The 21,425-nt window shown below is 64.6% G+C and carries 24 protein-coding genes; 10 read left to right on the forward strand and 14 right to left on the reverse strand.

Annotation, left to right across the window (positions count from 1 at the left end):
* Positions 1–12: 12 nt before the first annotated feature.
* The 3 genes from FJ946_RS03580 (at position 13) to FJ946_RS03590 (ending at position 2,000) form a co-directional block, all read left to right on the forward strand.
* Complete coding sequence (locus tag FJ946_RS03580; RefSeq protein WP_140564281.1) at positions 13–891, forward strand: 4-(cytidine 5'-diphospho)-2-C-methyl-D-erythritol kinase; 879 nt, start codon at positions 13–15, stop codon at positions 889–891.
* Positions 878–1,432, forward strand: coding sequence for a molybdenum cofactor biosynthesis protein B (moaB, locus tag FJ946_RS03585; protein WP_140564282.1), 555 nt, complete (start codon positions 878–880; stop codon positions 1,430–1,432). The genes FJ946_RS03580 and moaB overlap by 14 nt, the downstream gene beginning before the upstream one ends.
* A gap of 142 nt (positions 1,433–1,574) precedes the next feature.
* Positions 1,575–2,000, forward strand: a complete 426-nt coding sequence (locus tag FJ946_RS03590) for a hypothetical protein (protein ID WP_140564283.1) — start codon at positions 1,575–1,577, stop codon at positions 1,998–2,000.
* 148 nt (positions 2,001–2,148) lie between these two features.
* On the opposite strand, the gene FJ946_RS03595 is transcribed toward FJ946_RS03590, so the two are convergent.
* Entirely contained in the window at positions 2,149–2,673 is a 525-nt protein-coding gene (locus FJ946_RS03595; protein ID WP_140564453.1) for a glycosyltransferase, read from the reverse strand.
* A gap of 150 nt (positions 2,674–2,823) precedes the next feature.
* On the opposite strand from FJ946_RS03595, the gene FJ946_RS03600 reads away from it, so the two are divergent.
* Both FJ946_RS03600 and FJ946_RS03605 read left to right on the forward strand, forming a co-directional pair.
* Positions 2,824–3,978, forward strand: coding sequence for a PA0069 family radical SAM protein (locus tag FJ946_RS03600; RefSeq protein ID WP_140514951.1), 1,155 nt, complete (start codon positions 2,824–2,826; stop codon positions 3,976–3,978).
* 142 nt (positions 3,979–4,120) lie between these two features.
* Positions 4,121–4,816 (forward strand): ribonuclease HII, encoded by a 696-nt coding sequence (locus FJ946_RS03605; RefSeq protein ID WP_140514759.1) that lies wholly within the window; start codon positions 4,121–4,123, stop codon positions 4,814–4,816.
* Positions 4,817–5,138: 322 nt separating this feature from the next.
* On the opposite strand, the gene FJ946_RS03610 is transcribed toward FJ946_RS03605, so the two are convergent.
* The 7 genes from FJ946_RS03610 to FJ946_RS03640 form a co-directional block, all read right to left on the reverse strand.
* Positions 5,139–5,630 (reverse strand): F0F1 ATP synthase subunit B, encoded by a 492-nt coding sequence (locus FJ946_RS03610; protein ID WP_140514758.1) that lies wholly within the window; start codon positions 5,628–5,630, stop codon positions 5,139–5,141.
* 10 nt (positions 5,631–5,640) lie between these two features.
* Entirely contained in the window at positions 5,641–6,240 is a 600-nt protein-coding gene (locus FJ946_RS03615) for a F0F1 ATP synthase subunit B (protein ID WP_140497966.1), read from the reverse strand.
* Between the two features lie 94 nt (positions 6,241–6,334).
* Entirely contained in the window at positions 6,335–6,559 is a 225-nt protein-coding gene (locus FJ946_RS03620) for a F0F1 ATP synthase subunit C (protein ID WP_140497964.1), read from the reverse strand.
* Between the two features lie 84 nt (positions 6,560–6,643).
* On the reverse strand, positions 6,644–7,402 hold the full coding sequence (locus FJ946_RS03625) for a F0F1 ATP synthase subunit A (RefSeq protein WP_140497962.1): 759 nt from the start codon (positions 7,400–7,402) through the stop codon (positions 6,644–6,646).
* An 87-nt stretch (positions 7,403–7,489) separates the two neighbouring features.
* A complete protein-coding gene (locus tag FJ946_RS03630; protein WP_140498124.1) occupies positions 7,490–7,888 on the reverse strand; it encodes an AtpZ/AtpI family protein in 399 nt (132 codons plus the stop codon).
* 256 nt (positions 7,889–8,144) lie between these two features.
* The gene (locus FJ946_RS03635; RefSeq protein ID WP_140564284.1) at positions 8,145–9,326 is read right to left on the reverse strand and encodes a cell wall hydrolase; all 1,182 of its coding nucleotides are present in this window, start codon (positions 9,324–9,326) and stop codon (positions 8,145–8,147) included.
* Positions 9,327–9,426: 100 nt separating this feature from the next.
* The gene (locus FJ946_RS03640) at positions 9,427–10,755 is read right to left on the reverse strand and encodes an MFS transporter (RefSeq protein WP_140564285.1); all 1,329 of its coding nucleotides are present in this window, start codon (positions 10,753–10,755) and stop codon (positions 9,427–9,429) included.
* A 116-nt stretch (positions 10,756–10,871) separates the two neighbouring features.
* On the opposite strand from FJ946_RS03640, the gene FJ946_RS03645 reads away from it, so the two are divergent.
* Positions 10,872–11,792 (forward strand): LysR substrate-binding domain-containing protein, encoded by a 921-nt coding sequence (locus tag FJ946_RS03645; protein WP_140564286.1) that lies wholly within the window; start codon positions 10,872–10,874, stop codon positions 11,790–11,792.
* A 74-nt stretch (positions 11,793–11,866) separates the two neighbouring features.
* Here FJ946_RS03645 and der read toward each other — a convergent pair whose 3' ends face one another.
* The gene (gene der, locus FJ946_RS03650) at positions 11,867–13,300 is read right to left on the reverse strand and encodes a ribosome biogenesis GTPase Der (protein WP_140497954.1); all 1,434 of its coding nucleotides are present in this window, start codon (positions 13,298–13,300) and stop codon (positions 11,867–11,869) included.
* Positions 13,301–13,303: 3 nt separating this feature from the next.
* A complete protein-coding gene (locus FJ946_RS03655; RefSeq protein ID WP_140514747.1) occupies positions 13,304–13,969 on the reverse strand; it encodes a tetratricopeptide repeat protein in 666 nt (221 codons plus the stop codon).
* A gap of 191 nt (positions 13,970–14,160) precedes the next feature.
* Between FJ946_RS03655 and FJ946_RS03660 the strand changes: the two genes are divergently transcribed.
* On the forward strand, positions 14,161–15,174 hold the full coding sequence (locus FJ946_RS03660; protein WP_140514949.1) for a polysaccharide deacetylase: 1,014 nt from the start codon (positions 14,161–14,163) through the stop codon (positions 15,172–15,174).
* 36 nt (positions 15,175–15,210) lie between these two features.
* On the opposite strand, the gene sbmA is transcribed toward FJ946_RS03660, so the two are convergent.
* The 3 genes from sbmA to FJ946_RS03675 form a co-directional block, all read right to left on the reverse strand.
* Positions 15,211–16,470, reverse strand: coding sequence for a peptide antibiotic transporter SbmA (gene sbmA, locus FJ946_RS03665; protein WP_140497950.1), 1,260 nt, complete (start codon positions 16,468–16,470; stop codon positions 15,211–15,213).
* Between the two features lie 115 nt (positions 16,471–16,585).
* On the reverse strand, positions 16,586–17,746 hold the full coding sequence (locus tag FJ946_RS03670) for a YbfB/YjiJ family MFS transporter (protein WP_140514745.1): 1,161 nt from the start codon (positions 17,744–17,746) through the stop codon (positions 16,586–16,588).
* Between the two features lie 76 nt (positions 17,747–17,822).
* Positions 17,823–18,023 carry a hypothetical protein gene (locus tag FJ946_RS03675; RefSeq protein WP_140497946.1) on the reverse strand — a complete coding sequence of 67 codons (201 nt, stop codon included), beginning with the start codon at positions 18,021–18,023 and terminating at the stop codon, positions 17,823–17,825.
* Between the two features lie 93 nt (positions 18,024–18,116).
* Here FJ946_RS03675 and FJ946_RS03680 point away from each other — a divergent pair, with 93 nt between their 5' ends.
* The 3 genes from FJ946_RS03680 to FJ946_RS03690 are packed head-to-tail and all read left to right on the forward strand — an operon-like array spanning position 18,117 to position 20,739.
* Positions 18,117–19,109 carry a LysR substrate-binding domain-containing protein gene (locus tag FJ946_RS03680; protein ID WP_140564287.1) on the forward strand — a complete coding sequence of 331 codons (993 nt, stop codon included), beginning with the start codon at positions 18,117–18,119 and terminating at the stop codon, positions 19,107–19,109.
* Positions 19,106–20,362: an aminopeptidase gene (locus FJ946_RS03685; RefSeq protein ID WP_140564288.1), complete on the forward strand. Its 1,257-nt coding sequence runs from the start codon at positions 19,106–19,108 to the stop codon at positions 20,360–20,362. The genes FJ946_RS03680 and FJ946_RS03685 overlap by 4 nt, the downstream gene beginning before the upstream one ends.
* 23 nt (positions 20,363–20,385) lie before the next feature.
* Positions 20,386–20,739, forward strand: coding sequence for a DUF488 domain-containing protein (locus FJ946_RS03690; RefSeq protein WP_140564289.1), 354 nt, complete (start codon positions 20,386–20,388; stop codon positions 20,737–20,739).
* 186 nt (positions 20,740–20,925) lie between these two features.
* On the opposite strand, the gene FJ946_RS03695 is transcribed toward FJ946_RS03690, so the two are convergent.
* Entirely contained in the window at positions 20,926–21,279 is a 354-nt protein-coding gene (locus tag FJ946_RS03695; RefSeq protein WP_140520840.1) for an ArsC family reductase, read from the reverse strand.
* Between the last annotated feature and the right edge of the window lie 146 nt (positions 21,280–21,425).

Consider the following 21,425-nt stretch of genomic DNA (forward strand, 5'->3'; position numbering starts at 1 on the left):
CAGCGCGTCCGGATGTGGCCGGCGCCCGCCAAGATAAACCTCGCTCTGCATGTCACCGGCAGGCGCGATGACGGGTATCATCTGATCGAAAGCCTGGCGGTGTTCACGCGCTTTGGCGACAGGATCGAGATCGCGCTTGCCGAGCGAGACGATTTCAGCGTGTCCGGCCGCTACGCTCCGGATGTTCCCGTCGACGGCAGCAATCTGGTGCTCAGGGCGCGTGACGCGCTGCGGCAGGCAGCCGGTCCTCGCGGCACGCCGCCGGTCGCCATCAAGCTTGAAAAGAACCTGCCGGTAGCTTCCGGCGTCGGCGGCGGGTCGAGCGATGCGGCAGCCGTTCTGCGCGGGCTTGCGGCGGGCTGGCAACTCGACATCGACGATGCCGCGCTGGCGCGGATCGGGCTTTCGCTCGGCGCCGACATTCCCATGTGCCTGGCGGCCAGGCCGCTGATTGCACGCGGCATCGGCGAGGTGCTGTCGATCGTGCCTGATTTCTCGGCGCTCGGACTGGTGCTGGTCAATCCCGGCAAGGCGGTCTCGACGGCCGACGTATTCAACGCGCTGTCGCGGCGCGACAATGATCCGCTGCCGCCGCTGCCGCGCGTGGTCGACTTCCACGGCCTGCGCAACTGGCTGGAGATAACGCGCAACGATCTCGAGCCGGCGGCCCGCGCCATCGAGCCCGCTATCGGCAAGGCACTTTCGGTGCTGAACAAGGCCGGGGCCGGTTTTGCCCGCATGTCGGGTTCCGGCGCCACGTGCTTCGGCCTGTTCGAGACCGGCAACGTCGCCAAGCGCGCGGCCGCCGACATCCGTGCCCGGCAACCCGACTGGTTCGTCGCCGCGACCCGCAGCATGACGGCGGAGGCAGATGCCCATGGCCAGGACTGACGAGAGCCGTTCCTTCATTCCGGTCCGCATCGCGGTGCTGACCGTTTCCGACACGCGCAGCCTTGCCGACGACAGGTCCGGCCAGACGCTGGCCGACCGCATCGCGGAAGCCGGCCACATCCTTGCCGCCCGCGATATCGTCACCGACGATGGAGACAAGATCCGCAACAAGGTGCTCGGCTGGTCGAAGGATGATGGGATCGATGTGGTCATCACCACCGGCGGCACCGGCTTCACCGGGCGCGACGTGACGCCGGACGCGCTGGAGCCGATCTTCGAAAAGCGCATGGATGGTTTTTCCGAGGTGTTCCACCGCATTTCCTACGACAAGATCGGCACCTCCACGATCCAGAGCCGGGCGACCGGCGGCGTCGTCAACGCCACCTTCGTCTTCGTGCTGCCGGGCTCGCCCGGCGCCTGCAAGGATGCCTGGGACGGCATCTTGAAGGCGCAGCTCGACTACCGGCACATGCCCTGCAACTTCGTCGAGATCATGCCGCGCCTGGACGAGCACCTGCGGCGCGGCATGTCGGCTCCGTGAAAGCCGAGGCAAGGCGCTGGTTTCACGCCGCGTTTGCCAGGCAGAACACCGCCTTCGCCTTCGAAAGACCATTCCAAACCGGATGCGGCAGGACGTATCGTCTCGCGGCGGCGGCCATCGCCGTTGAAGACGGGCGGACGCGATGACAGTGCATAATGGCGGGTGCCATTGCGGCAACATACGCCTTCGATTTTCAACCGAGCTCGATCCATCGAAAATCGAGGTTCGCGCCTGCCAGTGCTCGTTCTGTACCAAGCATGGCTCGCGCGCCGTCGCCGATCCGGACGGCAGATTGGTCATCTCAGTCAAGGACATCCAGCGATTGAAGAAATACCGTTTTGGATTAGGGACGGCCGACTACCTGATCTGCGGTGAATGCGGTGTCTATACCGCCGCAATCGCCGGAGAGGACGATGCCAGGGCAATCGTCATCATCAACGCCCTGGACGATCAAAGGTCGTTCAGTCAGGAACCGATCCCGGTCGACTACGACGCGGAAAGCAAGACACAGCGTCAAGCCAGACGTCGTCTTCGCTGGATGCCTGTGGAGATGCGTTTTAGCGAATGACCGGCTCGCCGTGGAAGCACCGGCGCGAGGACCGCGAGACACCGAAACCACTTCCATCATCAGCCGCGGCCTGCGCGCCGGCACCCGCGTGATCGGAAGCTAGCTGCGCGTCACATGTGCAACGCACGTAGACAGAGCAGCTGCAAAATCATTTGGACGGGCGGTGCTCTTGTTTTGCCGGAGCGGCCCAGATTTCGGCATCCAGCCGCTTGGTCGCCAGGCCGCGAGCGAGAGCCTCGGCGCTGCCGGCTCTTTTCGACAAGGATGTGGCCTGGCGCTTGCTGATCAGCAGCCCGTCGGCCAAGGCACGGTTTCCCGAGAAGATACGGGCCAGGAATGGCGCGCGGCCGGCGCGTGTGCGTGAAAACCGCGCCGCCATGGTTTGCCTCGCTGTATGCGCAACGACCTCGTCGATCCATCCGTCGACCAGCCGCGCGCCCGGTTCCAGCAGCAACAGCCAATCGCCCTTCGCGTGCCGGATGGCCGCCGCGACGCCGTCGGTCGCATACTGGCACCCGGCATGCTCGGCGACGCGATGGGTCTGGTCGGTGGAACCGGCGTCGCAGACGATGACCTCGCGAACCACGCCCTCCACGGCGCCGCCGATCAGCGTCGCCAAGGTGCGAGCGAGGCCCTCCTCGTCATTGTGGGTCTCTATGAGAACGGTGAGCATCATTTGCCGAATAGCGGAAAGCGGAACGCAGCGCCAGTTTTTGCGGCGCACCATAGAAAGTTCTTGCTTTGTTCTCGTTCGGCAAATAGGATTAAATTCATGAACAGAGCGATTCGAAACAACATGGACAGTCCTTGGGAGCGGGCGAAGATGGAACCGATCATGCGCGCCGACATTGCCGCCTTCGGAGCAGGACGAGCCGAAATGGCCAACGCGATGATCGAGCAGAGCGGCATGCGCGTGCGTCCGGACCGCAACCGCGGCCGGTCGGCAGGCATCAACCCGTCCGGCCGGTTCGAGCCGGTCAGCCGGCATGTCTTCGACGATGGCTGGAACTCGCTGGAGGAACTGCCTCCCTTCAAGACCGAGGTGCAGGTCGAGAAGCCGCGTACCATAATCACCCGCAATGAATCGCCCGACATCTCCTTCGACCGCTCGATCAATCCCTATCGCGGCTGCGAGCATGGCTGCGTCTATTGCTTTGCGCGGCCGACGCACAGTTTCATGGGCCTGTCGCCGGGGCTGGATTTCGAATCCAAACTGTTCGCCAAGCCCGACGCGGCGCGCCTGCTCGACAAGGAACTGTCGAAGGACGGTTACCAGCCGCGAACCATCGCCATCGGCACCAATACCGATCCCTACCAGCCGATCGAGAAGCAGTATCGGATCATGCGCGAGATCCTCGAAGTGCTGGAGGCGCGCGGCCACCCGGTCGGCATCGTCACCAAATCCGCCCTGGTGACGCGCGATATCGACATCTTGTCACGCATGGCTGAACGGGGCCTCGCCAAGGTGGCGTTGTCGGTGACCACGCTCGACCGCATGCTGGCGCGCACCATGGAGCCACGCGCCTCGACGCCGGCCAAGCGGCTGGAGGCGATCAGGCAGCTTGCGGATGCCGGCATCCCTGCTTCGGTCATGGTGGCGCCGATCATCCCCGGGCTGACCGATCAGGAGATGGAACGCATCCTCGATTCGGCGCACCATGCCGGCGCACGCGAGGCGGGCTATGTCGTGCTGCGCCTGCCGCTCGAGGTCAGCCCGATCTTCAAGGACTGGCTGCTGCGCCACTATCCCGACCGCTATCGCCATGTGATGTCGCTGATCCGCTCGATGCGCGAGGGCAAGGATTACGATTCGGAATGGGGCAAGCGCATGAAGGGCGCGGGTCCTTACGCCTGGCAGATCGGCCGGCGCTTCGAAATCACCGCCAAGCGGCTCGGTCTCAATGCCGAGCGGCGCACGCTGCGGACCGACCAGTTCGTCGCCGCCGGCAAGGACCAGGAGCAGTTGATGCTGCTTTGAACGACCGCGGCTGTTTGCCGCCGTGGCGAAAAAATCCCGTCCGGCCTGCCCCGGCCTGCAGACGGTGCCCTCCCGGTCCGGCGCCCCACCCGACCCGGAGGGACTTGCGGAGAATCAGAGCCGATGCGAACCTCGCCGCAACATGGCTCGCGCGCGTTCTGATTCTCCGCCTCTCTTCGAAATCGTCGAGAAACCCGATTTCTCCTTCGAGACGAAGGCGATGGCCGAAGGCCTGTGGCCGGTCGCGGGGATGGACGAGGCCGGACGCGGCCCGCTGGCCGGACCGGTGGTGGCGGCTGCGGTCGTGCTCGACCCTGCCAACATCCCCGACGGCCTCGACGATTCCAAACGGCTCAGCCATTTGCAGCGCGAGGCGCTGTTCGTGCGCATCATCGGCTCCGCGCTCGGCGTGTCGATGGCCTCGGTCAGCGCCGAGGGCATTGACGGCAGCAACATCCTCAAGGCGAGCCTGGAGGCGATGCGCCGTGCGGTCGCCGGCCTGCCGGTGCAGCCGAAGCTCGCGCTTGCCGATGGGCGCGACGTGCCGCCGGGCCTGCCTTGCACGGGGCGCGCGCTGATCAAGGGCGACCAGCGCTCGCAATCCATCGCCGCCGCCTCGATCGTCGCCAAGGTGATGCGCGACCGCATGATGTGCGGCTGCGGCAGCCATCACCAGCACTATGGCTTCGAAGTGCATATGGGCTATGCCACGGTCCGCCATCGCACCGCGATCGAGACGCACGGGCCGGTGGCGCGGCTGCACCGCGTGTCGTTCGCGCCATTCAGGCTTGAAGGTGCCGAGGTGGTGGAAGAAGAGAGCTTCGCCGGGCTGGATTAGGGCGGCTCGATCTATCTTGCGTTGGTAGGATTGGCGAAAGCGGCGGTGACAGCCAATCTCCCCCCTCGTGGGGGAGACGTCCGGCAGGACAGAGGGGGGCGCTGTCCCTCCAGCCTATCAGTTAGTCTTGCCCAGGTTCCCTGCACTATCGGCACCCAATTCAGCTGATTTTGAATCGAGCGCTGGCGTTCCTTCGCGCCCCCCTCTGCCCTGCCGGGCATCTCCCCCACGAGAGGGGAGATCGGCAGCGTTGACCTCCGCGCCACAACAAAAAAGCCGCCGGGTTTCCCAGGCGGCTTTTTTCATTTCTGTTGTTTTCAACTCAGTTCAGCTTCGCCTTCACATCGGCGAGCGAGGTCTTGAACAGGTCGGCTCCCGCCTTGGCGTCGATCTTGCCGGCGAGCAGCGTGCGAGCGGCTTCGACGGCGATGTCGACGGCGCTGGCGCGCACTTCGCCGATCGCCTCGCGCTCGGCCTGGCCGATCTTCTGTTCGGCAAGAGCGGTGCGCCGCGCGACGTAGTCCTCGGTCTTCTTGTGCGCCTCGGCGGCGAGCAGTTCGGCTTCGCGCTTGGCCGCGGCGACGATGTCCGCGGCCTCCTGCTCGGCTTCCTTGCGCTTGCGCTGGTATTGGCCAAGCAACTGCTGGGCCTCCTCGCGCAGCCTGCGCGCCTCGTCAAGCTCGCTGCTGATCCTGGCGGCGCGGGCATCGAGCGCCTTGGCGATCAGGCGGGGCACCTTGATGTAGATGGCGATACCCAAAAAGATGACCAGGGCGATCGTGGCCCAGAGCGTTGCAAGAGATGTGGCGTCCATGATGCGCTCCTCACCCGGCCACGGACTTGACCGCGGCCGCAATCTCGGCCTTGCTGGCCTTGCCGCCGACCAGCGCCTCGACGATCGCCGAGGCAGTGTCCTCGGCGATGCTGCCGACTTCCTTCATGGCGTTGGCCTTGATGGAAGAAATGCGCGCCTCGGCCTCGCCGAGCTTCTCGTCGAGCGCGGCCTCGATCTTCTTGCGCGCGGTCTCGGCTTCCGCCTTGGCCGCGTCATTGGCCTGCTGGCCGATGGCGTTGGCGTTTTTCTTGGCTTCCGCCAGCTCCTGCTCGTAAGCAGCAACGGCGGCGTCGGCCTCGCCCTTCAACTTCGCGGCCTGATCGAGATCCTGGCTGATACGGTCGTTGCGGACATCGATGATGCCGCCGACGCGCGGCACCACCACCCTTTTCAGGAAGAGGTAGAAGAGCCCGAACGTGATCGCCAGCCAAAGAAGCTGCGACGGAAACGTCGCCGGATCGAATGGCGGAAACATGCCATGAGCTTCGGCAGGCACGCTGGTGCCGGAATGCGTGTCGCCTTCCGTCGCAGCGTGGCCAGCCTCGGTGGCAGGCGCGGACTCTTGCGCAAAGGCAGATGTCACGAACATGGACTATCCCCTGATATCAGACCCGCCGCTCTCGCGGCCGGCCTGTCCAATCTTCCCATAGCTTAGCCAAATAGCGGCTCAGCCAAACAGGGGCTCAGCCGAACAGGGCCAGCAGCGCGATGAGAAGCGAGAAGATGCCCAGAGCTTCGGTCACGGCGAAGCCGAAGATCAGACGGCCGAACTGGCCATCGGCGGCCGACGGGTTGCGCAGCGCGCCCGAGAGATAGCTGCCGAAGATGTTGCCGAGGCCAATGCCCGCGCCGCCCATGCCGAGGCAAGCGATGCCGGCGCCGATGTACTTTGCTGCTTCTACGTCCATTTGTTCAACTCCTTTGGATCTGAAATTCCGTTGCGATTCCATTCCGGCGGCAATGTTGAAAACTCTTGCGCCGGAAATTTTTTATCAGTGCCCCGGGTGCAGGGCGTCGTTGAGATACATGCAGGTCAGCACCGCGAAGACATAGGCCTGAAGGAAGGCGACCAGCAGTTCGAGCGCGGTCAACGCCACGGCCATCGCCAGCGGCAGCACCGAGCCAGCGACGCCGACCGCGCCCAGCGCCGAGAGGCTGACGACGAAGCCGGAGAAGACCTTCAGCGTGATGTGCCCGGCGAGCATGTTGGCGAACAGACGAACCGAGAGGCTGACAGGGCGCGAGACGAAGGAGATCACTTCGATCAGCACCACCAGCGGCAGCAGGAACACCGGCACGCCTTGCGGCACGAACAGCTTGAGGAAACCAAGGCCGTGCTTGCCGAAACCGTAGACAATCACGGTGCCGATAACCAAGACGGCGAGGCCGAAGGTGACGATGATGTGGCTGGTGACGGTGAAGAAATACGGGAACAGGCCAAGCAGGTTGGCGACCAGCACGAACATGAACAGGGAAAACACGAAGGGAAAGAACTTCATGCCCTGCGTGCCGGCGGCGTCGCGCAACATGTTGCCGACGAACTCATAGGCCATTTCGGAGATCGATTGCAGCCGGCCGGGAACGAGGCTGCGGCTCGACGTCGTCAGAAACAGGAACGCCGCGGCGACGACCACGGTCGCGACCATGAACAGCGCCGAATTGGTAAAGGACAAGTCGTAGCCGCCGATATCGATCGGTATCAGCTTGTTGATATGGAACTGGTGGATCGGATCGACCTTGTCAGCTGCCACGTTCAAACCCCGTCAGTGCCGCATGCGGCCTTGTTACCATGCCGCCCGTCGAAAGGCGGCTATTTCCAAATGCCGCCTGAAGGGCGGTCACTTGCTGTCGTCGCGGCCAGAGCGCGATTTGTCGCCCTGTCCGAATTCCGCCACAACGCCTGCCGAACGCATGACATTGAGCACGCCCGCGCCAAAACCAAGCAGCAGAAACACGATCAGACCCCATGGCGATGTCCCCGCCAGACGGTCGATGATCCAGCCGATGGCGGCACCGACCACCACCCCGGCGATGAACTCGCTGGACAGCTTGAGTGCCTGACCGTACCCGGTCACTGGTTTCGCGTCTTTCCCCTCGAGCCGGTCCGGCCGCCTTGTCGCAAGCGATGCTTCAAGTTCACGCCGGCGGCGCTCAAGTTCGTCGTCGCGGATGGCGGCTTCGTGCTGCTTGCCGCGGCCGGTTTCTCCGGTTCCGCCTGGCCCAGTTTCATCGGCCATCGCAACCCCCCTGCCCGGGCAGACCGTCACCGTCCGTCCGCTTCTAAAGTCGCCGGCAACATAGTTAGAGGGTTTGCGCCCGTCAAGCCACGGGCGGAAGTTCGTTACCATGTATTTTATACAATGAAATCAATATAATAGAGAGGTGCGACATCGTGCCCGCCATGGCGGCGCGGACGCCTTGAGCGAATCCTCCGCGCGACGGCTCTTCGAGAGACCGCGCAGCCGCGCAAAAATATGGACGCCTATCGGGCGTTCAGCTCCAGCCGCCGCCATAGGTGCGGTAGAAGATATGCAGGCCGATCTTGGTCATCTTCTGCATCGTACGCGCCCAGTTGGGATGGACGTAATTGGCATAGTAATGGGTCGACGATCCGACTTCGGGAATGAAGACCTTGCCGGCGGTCACCGCCATGCCGACGTCCTGCGCAGTCTTGTAGGCGACCGGGTTGTCGATGCGCTTCTTCCTGCCGTCGCAGGCGAAGGAGAACTGGCAACGGTTGAACCAGCTGTCGTTCTGGTAGACGACGCCGCAGATCGAATTGGGATAGGCCGGATTGCGGACACGGTTGAGGATGACCTGGGCGACGGCGGCCTGGCCGCGCACGGATTCGCCCCGCGCCTCGAAATAGATGCCGTTGGCCAGGCATTTCTGCTCGGGCTTGGAGAAGACGCTCGCCGGAAGTGGATTCTGGATCCACGAATGGTCGCCCTTGGCCATCGGCGGGATGAAACGGCCGTTGTTGGGCTCCTCGTCCTGGAGCAGGGCCTCGAAGGGCGACGCCTTGGCATAATCGGGCGCGGCCTGCGCATAGGCCGTCGCCAGCACATCCGGATGATCGTTGTTGACCAGGGCGGCGAGCATGGGCGACACGCCGGGATCCGGCTTCTTGTCCTCACGCGCATGGAATGCCGCGGCGATCTGGATTTCCTTGCCTTTGATCTCGGGTTTGGCGAAAGCCATCTTCAGGCCGCTGTCCATGCTGGGCCGCAGCAGGGATGAGGTGCGCTCGAAGATCGAGCCGGCGTTGAAGTTCTTCGGCGGGGCGACGGGAGAGATCTGGACGATGCGGCCCTTCTTGTCGGCGCGCACGATGCGGTCCTCATCAGGCGTGGTGCTGACCTTGCCGCCCTTGCCGCGAAAGGAGACGGCGCCTACGCCGGGCAGGCGCACCCCCGATCCGGAGAGCGAACCCGTCACAGCGTCGTCGACAAACGGCATCTCGGCGGCATGGACCGATCCGGCGACGGATTTCTCGACATAGGAATTCCAGCGGGTCGGCGCCTCGAGGCCGGAAACGAGGCTCGTCATATCCTGGTAGGCGGAAACCGTCGGAAATCCGATCCAGATGCCGAGGCCGAGGATGAAAGGTGCCACGAGGCTGCGTTTCTTCTCACCGGCGACGGCAACAAGCCGCGTCAAGACACGTCGATGCACGGAACTCTCTCCAGGAACGCTACTGACCCCACTGGAGAGCAAAATGATGCATTAACCTTGATGGGACGTTAACAGCTTCGATCGGGTTTTCCCGGTCGGCTCAGGCTCGTGGTTGCGAAGTGGGGCGGTTTTGCGGCGGGACGGACATGGAGGCCGGCCGCAGGAAGATGGGCCACGCGATCAACGCGCACGCCGCCGCCGACAACCAAACGCCGGGCCAGGACCAGAGATGCAAGAGCCCCGGAATGGCCACCGGAACCAGGAAGAAACCTATGAAAACGAAGCTGTTGGCCAGGCTGAGCGCGGTGCCGACATGGCCAGCGCCGGCAAGCGTGGCAAGCTCGGTGTAGGCGACGCCATGCCAGGCGGAGACCAGGATGCCTGCGACAATCAGCATCACGGGAAGCGTGGCCATCGCGACGGGTTGGCCGCCTGATATGGTCGGGCCGGCCAGGACCAGCAGCCAGAGCAGCGTGAAGGCAAGCGCGCTGAGCGCACTGCACAGGCGCAGGAACGGCCGGCGGTTGCCGTGGCGGTCGGTGAAGCGGCCGCTCCAGACGCGCATCGCCATGGCGCCGGTCTGCACGGCGGCGAGGCTTGCGCTGGTGGCCAGGGTCCCCATGCCGGCGAAGTCGTGCAGGAAGACCGATGCGAAGGTGAGTACGGCCACTTGCGGAAAGCACAGCAGGCCGATGGCCGCTGCGATGCGCCAGACCTCGACATTGCGCAGCGGCCGGGGCCCGGCCAGAACGGTCGGCGCGGCCGAACCCTGCGTCGGCGGTTCGTGCAGCCACCGCCAGGCGAAGAAGGCGGAAATCACGGAGAAGGCGGCGAGCAGGCCATAGACCGCCGCGAAGCCATGCCTGGCGGCAAGCGAGGGCAGGACAAGAGCGCCCAGCCCGCCGCCAAGCGGCACCGCCGTCTGCCGGATGCTCATGGCGAATCCGCGCTCGCCTTCGCGGAACCAGCCCATGATGGCGCGGCCGCTCGAACCGTTGACGCTGCCGCCGAGCAGGCCGGTGACGAGCAAGGCAGCGGCCAGGACATGAACGCCCGGCTCGCCGGACGAGGATGGAACGATGAGCAACGCCATCAGGAACAGCCACGCCGCCGTGGCGCCGAGCCCGGTCAAAAGCACACGGCGATCGCCCCAGCGATCGGTGAGCAGGCCCCAGGGCAGTTCGCTGAGCGCAACGCCCAGACCGAGAAGGCCAAGCGCCAGGCCGAGCTGAGCATTGCCGAGATGATAGCCCTGCCGCATCAGCACCGCGGTTGCCGGTATGCCGGAGAAAGTAGCGGAAAAACCGGCATTGGCGGCGACGCCGATGCCCAGCACCTTCCAGCGGTGGTTGGGCGCGAAGGTCCTGGAGCCGGAGCCTTCGGCCCGTGGCGTCGACTGACAATCGGTGCGGGTGACGATGGCGGACATGGTTTCATTCCCGTTTGCGGCCCGGTGACCGGCCTTGACGGCGCATGTCTATCGCCATAGCTTTGTCCATAAAATCAGGAAGTTTTTGACACACAATCCTAAAAAACGGGATTATCATGCGACGCGTGACATTCGACCTCGACGTCCTCAGAAGCTTCGTCACCGGAATGGAGCTTGGCAGCTTCGCCAAGGCGGCCGACCGGCTTGGCCGCTCGACCTCGGCGGTCAGCGCGCAGTTGAAGAAACTGGAGGAGCAGGCGGCGACGCCTATCTTCCGCAAGTCGGGACGCGGGCTGGCACTGACGGAAGCCGGCGAGACCATGCTCGGCTATGCGCGGCGGCTGGTCGAGCTCAATGACGAGGCGGCCGCCGCCATCCATGATGTCGAGCTGGAAGGCTGGGTGCGGCTCGGCCTGCAGGAAGATTTTGGCGAGGCGGTGCTACCTGACGTGCTCGGCCGCTTCGCCCGTGCCCATCCCAAAGTCAAGATCGAGGCCCGCATCGCGCGCAGCCATGAGCTCGCGGAGCGGATCATCTCGGGCAGCCTGGACATCGCACTTGCCTGGCACAGCGGCGCGACGCTGCCATACAGCCAGCATGTCGCCGACGTGCAGATGCGCTGGATCGGCCCGGCAAAGCGCATCGAGACCAGCCTGCGCCATGGCGAGCCGCTGCCGCTGGTGGCGCTGGAAGCACCTTGCCTGTTGCGCACGGTCGCAACCGAAACGCTCGACCGCGCCGGCCTGCCCTGGCGCATGGCCTTCTCCAGCCCGAGCCTTGGTGGCATCTGGGCGGCTGTTGCAGCCGGGCTCGGGCTGACGATCCGCACCGACATCGGCCTGCCGGCCAGCGTCAGCGCGATGACGCCGGAGATTGCCGGTCTGCCGGCGCTGCCCAGGATGGCGCTGTTCCTGCACCGCAGGGACGCCGAACCCGAACCGGTGGCCGCCCGCCTCGCCGATATCCTGCTGGAAGCGGCGCGGCAGGCGCTACCGGAGGGCGCGCGGACGGATGAGAACCTGCTGAAGGTCGCCTAGGCCCTGGTCGCAACCCCTCTTCGTCATTCCAGGGTCTACACCGCGTCGAAGGGTTGGCACCCTTCCCCCGGACGTCAGCGCTTCTTGGCCCTGCCGGCAAAGGGATTGTCCGAAGTCCTCAACGCCATGCGGATCGGCACGCCCGGCATGTCGAAGGCTTCGCGCAGGCTGTTGGTGAGATAGCGGACATAGGATTGCGGCATCGCATCCGGGCGCGAGCACGAGACGACGAAGCCCGGCGGGCGCGTCTTGGCCTGCGTGACATATTTGACCTTCAGCCGGCGACCGGCAACCGCGGGCGGCGGATGATGCGCAAGAATGCCTTCCAGCCAGCGATTGAGCCTGCCGGTCGAGACGCGGCTGTTCCAGACCTTGTGCGTGCGGATGACGGCTTCCATGAGCTTGTCGAGGCCCCGTCCGGTCTCGGCCGAAACCGTCACCGCCTGCATGCCGCGCGCCTGCGGCAAAAGCCGTTCGGTTTTCTCGCGCAGTTCTGCCAACAGTTCCTGCGGATTGTCGATCAGGTCCCATTTGTTGAAGGCGATCACCGGCGCGCGGCCCTCGCGGATGATCAGGTCGGCAATCTGGAGATCCTGCTTCTCGAAAGGGATGGTGGCGTCGAGCACGATGATGACGATCTCGGCGAAGCGGATGGCGCGCAGGCCATCCTGCACCGACATGACCTCGAGCTTTTCATGGATCCTGGCCTTGCGGCGCATGCCGGCGGTGTCGAACAATTTTATGCGGCGGCCGCGCCAGTCCCAATCGACCGAGATGGAATCGCGGGTGATGCCGGCTTCCGGTCCGGTCAAAAGCCGCTCCTCGCCGATCAGTGCGTTGATCAGCGTCGACTTGCCGGCATTGGGGCGGCCGACGACGGCAATGCGCATCGGCTTGGTGTCGTCATAGGCCGGCACCTCGTCGGCGTCGGGATCGGCGATATCCTCGCCGATCAGCACCTCGCTGGAGGCGATCTCCTCGTCGTCGTCCTCATCTTCGCCAAAGGCTCTCGCCTCGCCAAGTGCGGCGATCACCGCGTCGCGCAGGTCGGGCATGCCTTGGCCGTGTTCGGCCGAGACCGGAACCGGCTCGCCAAGCCCGAGCTCCCAGGCCTCCAGCATGCCGCCCTGCGCGCCCTTCGCCTCGGCCTTGTTGGCGACCAGCACGACCGGCTTGCCGGATTTGCGCACGATCTCGGCAAAGGTCCGGTCGTCCGGCAACAGGCCGGATTTGGCGTCGACGGTGAAGAAGATCAGGTCGGCCTCACGGATAGCGATCTCGGTCTGCGCACGCATGCGGCCGGGCAGCGTCGAGGCGGCGGCGTCCTCGAAACCCGCAGTGTCGATGACGTCGAAATGCAGGTCGTAAAGCTTTGCCGCATGGACGCGGCGGTCGCGGGTGACGCCCGGCGTGTCATCGACAAGCGCCAGCTTCCTTCCCACCAGCCGATTGAAAAGAGTCGATTTGCCGACGTTAGGCCGGCCGATGATGGCGACTTTGAAGCTCATATGTCACGACGCGCTGCCCGAGCCGCGGATCAGCTCGGACATCAGGGTCGCCCGTTCACGGGTGTTGCGCGGGGCACCGTCATCGGCGGCGATCTGGTCGAACAGCTTCAGCGCATCCTGGGTCTTGCCTTCCTTCCAGGCGGCCAGCCCGAGCGCCTCGCGCGCGGTGTGGCGCAGCGTGTTGGTGTCCGAGGTCAGGGCCTCGACGCGGCTCGACACATCGGCGAAGGAGCCGTGATCGACCAGCAGCAGCGCCGCCCTCAACCGCGCCATGTCGCGAATGCCCTGGGGAATGGCGGCGTCGGCCGCCACCTCGTCGAAATCCTTGACGGCGGCATCGACGTCGCCCTTGTCGGCCTTGACGGTGGCAGCGCGCATGCGGGCGAGCAGCGGATAGGCGCCGTAGCCATCCTTCTCCAATTGATCGAGCGCGGCCAGCGCCTCGTCGTTCTTGCCGTCATTGGCCAGCTTCAACGCTTGCGAGAAGGCATCGCCCGAACGGTTGGCGCGGGTCTCGTCCCAGTAGCGGTAGCCGACGAAGGCGGCGGTGCCGAGCACGACCAGCACCGCGACCACAAGCAGGGCCGGGCCGAAACGGTCCCACAGCTTCTGCGCCTGTTCGCGACGGATCTCGTCGTTGACTTCACGGATAAAACTGTCGTCGGACATCAATAAAACCATTCCTGCCCCGGGCCGGAGCGTTCGCGAGCCCGCGTTTTAGCGAAATTTTGTCGGCATGGAAGGGGTTCGACCGGAAAATCACCTATTCGCGGGGCAAACGGACGAAAAGGCCACCGCACCCACGCCACATTTGCGCTATAGCGGGGCCAAAACCGCCCCGGGGTCAGTAGCTGTTGCCAATATCCTTTTCGTCTCGCGTTGCCGCGTTCTGTCTCGCTTCGCTTGCCACGGCCGGTGCGGCTTTCGCCGATCCACCCGGCTCGCGGGCGCCTTTGCCGGCAAGGCCGAAGCAGGTCGTCATCATCTCCTTCGACAGCGCCCGCGACATCTCGCAATGGAAGCGCAGCCGGGCGCTGGCGAAGCGCACCGGAGCGCATTTCACCTATTTCCTCTCCTGTGTCTTCCTGCTGTCACCCGAAACGCGCAGCCAATACACCGCGCCGGGCAAGACATCGGGCAAATCCAACATCGGCTTCGCCGCCTCGACGCAGGAAGTGAGCCAGCGGCTGGAGCAGATCGGGCTTGCGGCATCGGAAGGCCATGACATCGCCAGTCATGGCTGCGGCCATTTCGACGGCAAGGACTGGAGCAAGGCCGACTGGCTGAAGGAGTTCGCCTCGTTCGAGCACATCCTCGAAAACGCCTATGCGATCAACGGCATCGAGCCCGAGCCGACCGGCTGGCGCGATTTCGCGCGGCATGCGGTGGTTGGCTTCCGCGCGCCCTATCTGTCGACGAGCAAGGCGCTCTACGAGGCGCTGCCCGCCGCCGGTTACCGGTTCGACGCCAGCGGCGTCTCGCGCGGCCCGGTCCAGCCGCCGACCACCGCCGGCCTCGCGCGCTTTTCACTGCCGCAGATCCCGGAAGGACCGAAATCGCGGCCGGTGATCGCCATGGACTACAATCTCTATGTCAGGCATTCCGGCGGCTTCGAGCGGCCGAGCAAGGCAGGCGAGTTCGCGGACCGCACCTACCAGGCTTTCCGCGCCGCCTTCGAGGATCAATACCGGGGCAAGCGCGTTCCGCTGCAACTCGGCTTCCATTTCGCGCTGATGAATGACGGCGCCTACTGGAACGCGCTGGAGCGTTTTGCCGGCGAGGTCTGCGTCAAATCAGACGTCGAATGCATCAGTTTTCGCGATTACATCTCGCGGCAGGGTTCTGGCCAGAAGCAGGCTTCCGTCGGCGGCTGAGCCGCCGACCCGTTTCGCACCCAGGTCTTTCCTGACTTAAGCGGGATCCTCGGCGCCTTGCCGCGCCAGATAGCGCTGGTCGATTTCCGGCAGCGGCTCGCCCTGCAGCGTCGCCTCGAAGGCGCGCAGGCGCTTATGCACCGATTGCAGTTCGACGATGGTCGACCAGGAGGTGAGCAGGAACTGCAAGGAACCTGTCACCTTGCCGAATGCATTCGAAATCTGGTTCAGCGCGCCGAACGTTATCTTGTGGGCGACCAGCGACGGCCCGAGGATCAGCAGCGAGAAAATATTGTCGGCCTGCAGGTAGGTGTACCGGACGACATTGAAATAGATGTAGTGGAAATACAGCCGGAAATAATTGTGGCGAACATTGGCGAACAGCGCGGCGGTGGTGGCGGGCTGGGCCCGGTCGGCATGATCCTCGCCGTAAACGAGCTCCTTGCGGTAGGCCGCCTCCACGCGCTGGTTGCGGAACTGCAGCCCTGGAAGCTTCATGCCGGCAATCATGACCGAAATCGTTCCGAACAGACACCAGGCCAGTGCCGCGACCACCAATGGCTGGGGGATCGCGCCGATGATCGGCAACTCGGTTATATGGGCCTGCAACTGGATCATGACCGGCAGGAAGGCGATCAGCGTCATGATCGACTGGACGAAGCTGGAACCCAGATCTTCCATGATCTGGGAAAACCGCATCGTGTCCTCCTGGATACGTTGCGAGGCGCCCTCGATGTGGCGCAGCCTGCCCCAGTTCTCGACGAAATAGTTGTTCATCGCCGTGCGCCAGCGGAAGATCCAATGGCTGACGATGAAGGCGTTGACCACCTGCACGTTCATGCCGACCAGCGCAAGCCACGAGAAATCGGCCAGCCCAATGTAGAATTCGGCGTTGGTCGATTTTCCGGTGCCCGACATCAGCCCCTGCACATAGTCGAAGAAGGGCCCGTACCAGGCGTTGACGGCGACGCTGACCTGCACATTGAAATAGATGAAGAACAGGATGACCGCCGTCATCAGGATCGACCAGCGTTGCCACGGATGCGGCGAATACCAGCTCCAGAACGCATAGAAAGCGACCACGCAGAACGCGAAGTAGATGTAGAACCAGAGAAACGGCTTCGAGACGAGGACGGCGATGCCGATAATGGGCGGTGCACCGGCTGCTGCCGGCGGCAGGCCGAAGACGGCGCCCAGTTGCTCACCCCCGAAAAACCAGAACAGGATCGCCGCAAGGCTCCAGACGGCGGCCGAAGAGAAAAACAGCTTCGGCTGCGGGAAGAAGGATACGAACACTGTGGCGAATTCCTCGATTTTTGCGCAAATCAGCTGGGTTCAGCAGGCATAAAGTCACACATTAGGGGGAAAGAAAATGCCCATGCCCGATGCCCGGCACCGAGCAAACCCACAATCATGGCGATTTTGGCGCGGCCGACCATATGATGACGCCGGAGGCGACCAGAACGGCCGCGGCGGCGATCGAGGCAAGGAAGAAATCGCCCGACGCCTGCGCCAGGAGCCCGGCGGCAATCGGGCCGATGATCTGGCCAAGACCGAACGAAGCCGTCATCAAGGCGAAGGTCCGCCGGGGGGCCTGTGGCGCCAGTTGCCGCGCGGTCTGCAGGCCAAGCGCGGTGATGGCGATGAACGTGCCGCCAACGAGCAGGCCGCCGAGCAGCGGCCCGGTGCGCCCGCCCACCGCGACGCTTGCGACAATGCCGACGACCTCGACGAAACATCCCAGCGCATAGGTCGCGTATAGGCCGATCCGCGCCGATATCTTCTGCCAGAGCCAGACCGAGGGAAAGCCGGCAAGACCGGTGACCATCCAGACCACCGCCTCGAACACGCGTCCGCCGCCGCCTTGCCGGACAATGGCGACAAGGAAGGTAGCCGTTACCACGTAGCCGAAGCCGAACAAGCCGTAAGCGACGATCACCTTGGTCAGCGAGCGGTCTTTTGGCAGCGCCGGCTCGCGGCCGGTATCGCCGCTGGCCAGCGGACCGCTGTCCACCAACAGCGCCACGACGACGAAGCCACAAGCCGAGATCGCCGCCGACCACAGCCAGCCCGCCGCCCAGCCGGCATGTTCGCTGACCAGGGCCGCCATCAGCACCGAGGACAGGGCGATGCCGAGGCCGACGCCGCCGAAATGCCACGCCTGCAGATCGCTGCGGCCGGCCGCGGCAAGATGGCTGAAAACAATGCTGGCCAGGAACACCATGACAAAGGCGCTGGCCAGGCCTGCAAGAAAGCGGATGACGAGAAACGCGGCGATCGTATCCGACAGCCCCATCAGCGCGGCAAGCAAGGCGCTGGCGCCGAGGCCGGCCAGCATCAGCAGGCGCTCGCGCCCATGCGCCCAGCCGCCCGCCGCGGCAAAGGCGCCGGCGAGGTAGCCGAGATAATTGGCCGACGCGATCCAGCCCGCATCGGCCGCCGACAGATGGAGTTCTTCCATCATGCCGGGCAGGATCGGCGTATAGACGAAACGACCAATGCCCATGGCGACAGCCATGGCGATCATGCCGGCGAAAGCGAACCGCAGCGCTGTTGAGGTGGCGGATGTCATCGCGGTGCACAATAAGTGCGAAGACCGGCGACACAACGTGCTTGCGTTGGGCCAGGCGCCGGACCGTCAGCACCAATCAGCGGCAGCCCGCTTGCGCCGTCTCGTGGGCGGTGCGTCGCGCCGTCAGCCGGAACGGTATGTCGCCGAGCTCACGCTCCGACATGGCGTCGAGCACGGGATGCGCAAGCGGATCGGCCAGCCAGGCGACCGCTTCGCCACCGTATGGCGGCTCGTGCACAGGGAATACTATCTTGAGCGACGATAACAGCCTCAACATGTCAGCCTCCGCAGGCCTGTCCCGTGAATAAAGTCTGCGTTTTCGGCATCACTTTCAATTGAGATTTCAGCCCCGCTGGTTTAGAAAAACTCAATGGCCATGCTCAACCGCGTCCACCTCAACGGCCTTCGCGCCGTGGAGACCGTCGCCCGTCTCGGCTCGCTCGCCGCGGCCGCCGGCGAACTCAACGTTTCGGCCAGCGCCGTTAGCCAGCAGATAAAGCGCGTGGAGCAGCAGCTCGGCCAGGCCGTGTTCGAGCGAACGACCAAGGGGCTGGTCCTGACCGAATTCGGCGCCATGTTCGCGATGCGCCTCGGCGCGGGTTTCCGCGAGCTCACCCAGGCCGTGGCGCTGGCCGACGAGGCGCGACAATGCACGCTGGTGGTTTCCGTGGCGCCGGCATTCGCCTCGAAATGGCTGCTGCCGCGGCTGTCGCATCACTTCACCCGGCATCCCAACGTGCTGTTGCGCATCGACGCCTCGGTGCGGCTGGCCGACCTCGACCATTCCGATATCGATATCGCCATCCGGCTTGGCGACGGCACATGGCCGGGCGGCAAGGCGGAGTTGCTTTTGGCACAAGAGGTGTTCCCGGTCTGCGCGCCCTCGATAGCGAAGAAACTGAAATCGATCGAAGACCTTGCCCAGACCTGCGCGATCACCGACGAACGGGCGATGATCAACTGGGAAAGCTGGTTCGACGCCGCCGGTGTCGAACCCGTCACCTTCCTGAAGGGCGCGCGCTTCACCGATCCGATGCTTTGCCTGGAATCGGCGATTGCCGGCCATGGCGTGATGCTGGGCTGGCAGTTGCTCGCCGCCGACGCGCTGGCCGACGGGCGGCTCGTCGCGCCGTTCGGGATCCGCGCCCAGAGCGGGCTTGGCTATTGGCTGGTGACCTCCGCCGCCAAGGCCGAAAGCCGCAAGGTCCGGGATTTCAAGCTCTGGATCAGGGAAGAGATCGAGGCGACGATGGCGCGGTTCGGCTCAGCGAAGGCGGGCACGAGCGATGCGATCACGGTGGAAAGCACCGTGGCGCCGGTCTATGTAGAGTCCGACATCAAACTACGGCAGGCAGGATCATGACCACACATTCGCGCGGCGTTTCCGCAACGATCGACCCGGTGAAGCTCGACAGGCTGGCGGAAGTCGCCATCAAGGTGGGGCTGCAATTGCAGCCCGGGCAGGACCTGGTGCTGACCTCCTCCATCGCCGCGCTGCCGCTGACCCGGCGCATCGTCGAGCATGCCTACAAGGCCGGCGCGGGGCTGGTGACGCCGATCTTCAACGATGACGAGATCACGCTGGCGCGCTTTCGCTATGGCGCCGACGCCGGCTTCGACCGCGCCGCCGGCTGGCTCTATGAAGGCATGGCCAAAGCCTTCTCCAACAATGCGGCGCGACTTGCCGTGCGCGGCGAAGATCCCTCGCTCCTGTCGGCGCAGGACCCGGCGAACGTGGCGCGCGCCAACAAGGCCAATTCGATGGCCTACCAGCCGGCGCTGGAAAAGATCACCGGCTTCGACATCAACTGGAACATCGTCGCCTATCCCGATCTCGCCTGGGCCAAGCAGGTCTTCCCCGATGATGCCGACGACGTTGCGGTGGCCAAGCTCGCCGACGCCATCTTTGCCGCCTCGCGGGTGGACGTGGAAGATCCGATCGGCAACTGGAAGGCGCACAATGCCGCCCTTCGCAGCCGCACCGAATGGCTCAACGGCCATGCTTTCCATGCGCTTCATTTCACCGGGCCGGGCACCGACCTGACGGTCGGGCTGGCCGACGGCCATGAATGGATGGGCGGCGCCTCCACCGCCAAGAACGGCGTCACCTGCAATCCCAACATCCCGACCGAGGAGGTCTTCACCACGCCGCATGCACGGCGGGTGGAAGGCCATGTTTCATCGACCAAGCCGCTCTCCTACCAGGGCACGCTGATCGACGAGATCTCGGTGCGTTTCGAGGGCGGCAGGATCGTCGAGGCGAAGGCTTCGAAGGGCGAGGACGTGCTGAAGAAAGTGCTGGACACCGACGAGGGCGCACGCCGGCTTGGCGAAGTGGCGCTGGTGCCGCATTCCTCGCCGATCTCGGCGAGCGGCCTGTTGTTCTTCAACACGCTGTTCGACGAAAACGCCGCCTGCCACATCGCGCTCGGCCAGTGCTATTCGAAGTGCTTCGTCGACGGCGCCTCGCTCAGCCAGGCCGAGATCGCGGAGCGCGGCGGCAACAAGAGCTTCATCCACATCGACTGGATGATCGGCTCGGACAAGATCGATATAGACGGCGTCGGCAAGGATGGCAGCCGCGTGCCGGTCATGCGCAAGGGCGAGTGGGCCTGACGGGAGCGCACGAAGGAGAGCTGATGGCCTTCGAGATCGCGGTCAAGCGGGTGTACGAACCACCCTCGCCCGATGACGGGCAGCGGGTCCTGGTCGATCGTGTCTGGCCACGTGGCGTCAGCAAGGAGCATGCCGCGCTGGCGCTATGGCTCAAGGACATCGCGCCGAGCACCGACTTGCGCAAGTGGTTCGGGCACGAGCCCGAACGATGGGCCGAGTTCCAGAAGCGCTATCGTGCCGAACTGGAAGGCAATGGCGAGGCCGTGGCGCAACTGCGCGCCCTGCTCCGCGACGGCAAGGTGACGCTGCTCTACGGCGCCCATGACGCGGCGCACAACAATGCCGTGGCACTGGCGGGGTATCTGAGAGGACAGTGACCTGTCCCTTCGTCATCCTCGGGCTTGACCCGAGGATCCATGCCGTGACGTCCGTCCGGAAATGCAACGGAGCAGAATCTGCACGGCTGCGACGCCCAAAAGTCACGGCATGGATCCTAGGGTCTGCGCCGCGTCGCTTCGCTCCTTGCTCCGCCCTAGGATGACGAACTGAGAGTGTACCGCGCCCTACTTCCCGACCACCGCCGCCTCATAAACATCCGGCTTGAACCCGACCAGGATGCGGTCGCCAACCTCGAGCACAGGCCGTTTGATCATCGTCGGCTTGGCCAGCATCAGTGCCTTGGCCTTCTTTTCATCCAGGCCCTGCTTATCCTTGTCCGGCAACTCGCGGAACGTGGTGCTGCCCTTATTGAGCAGCTTTTCCCAGCCGACCTTGCGGACCCAGCCATCCAGCCTGCCCGCCTCGATGCCTTCGGCCCGATAGTCGTGGAACCGGTACGGCACGTCGTGGCCCTCCAGCCAGACGCGGGCCTTCCTGATCGTGTCGCAGGTGGTGATGCCGTACATGGTGATCGTCAAAACAGGTGCCTTCCGGACTTCGAATCTGGCCGCAGATTAAGCAGCCCCGGCGCGCTTTGCCAGCGGCCCGGCAGAACCATCGAAGAGTAAGTTTCTTCAATGGCGGGCGCGCGGTCGCCGATCCGTGACGACGATGTGCATCAGGT

This window comes from Mesorhizobium sp. B2-4-7, assembly GCF_006442685.1.
GTDB lineage: Bacteria > Pseudomonadota > Alphaproteobacteria > Rhizobiales > Rhizobiaceae > Mesorhizobium.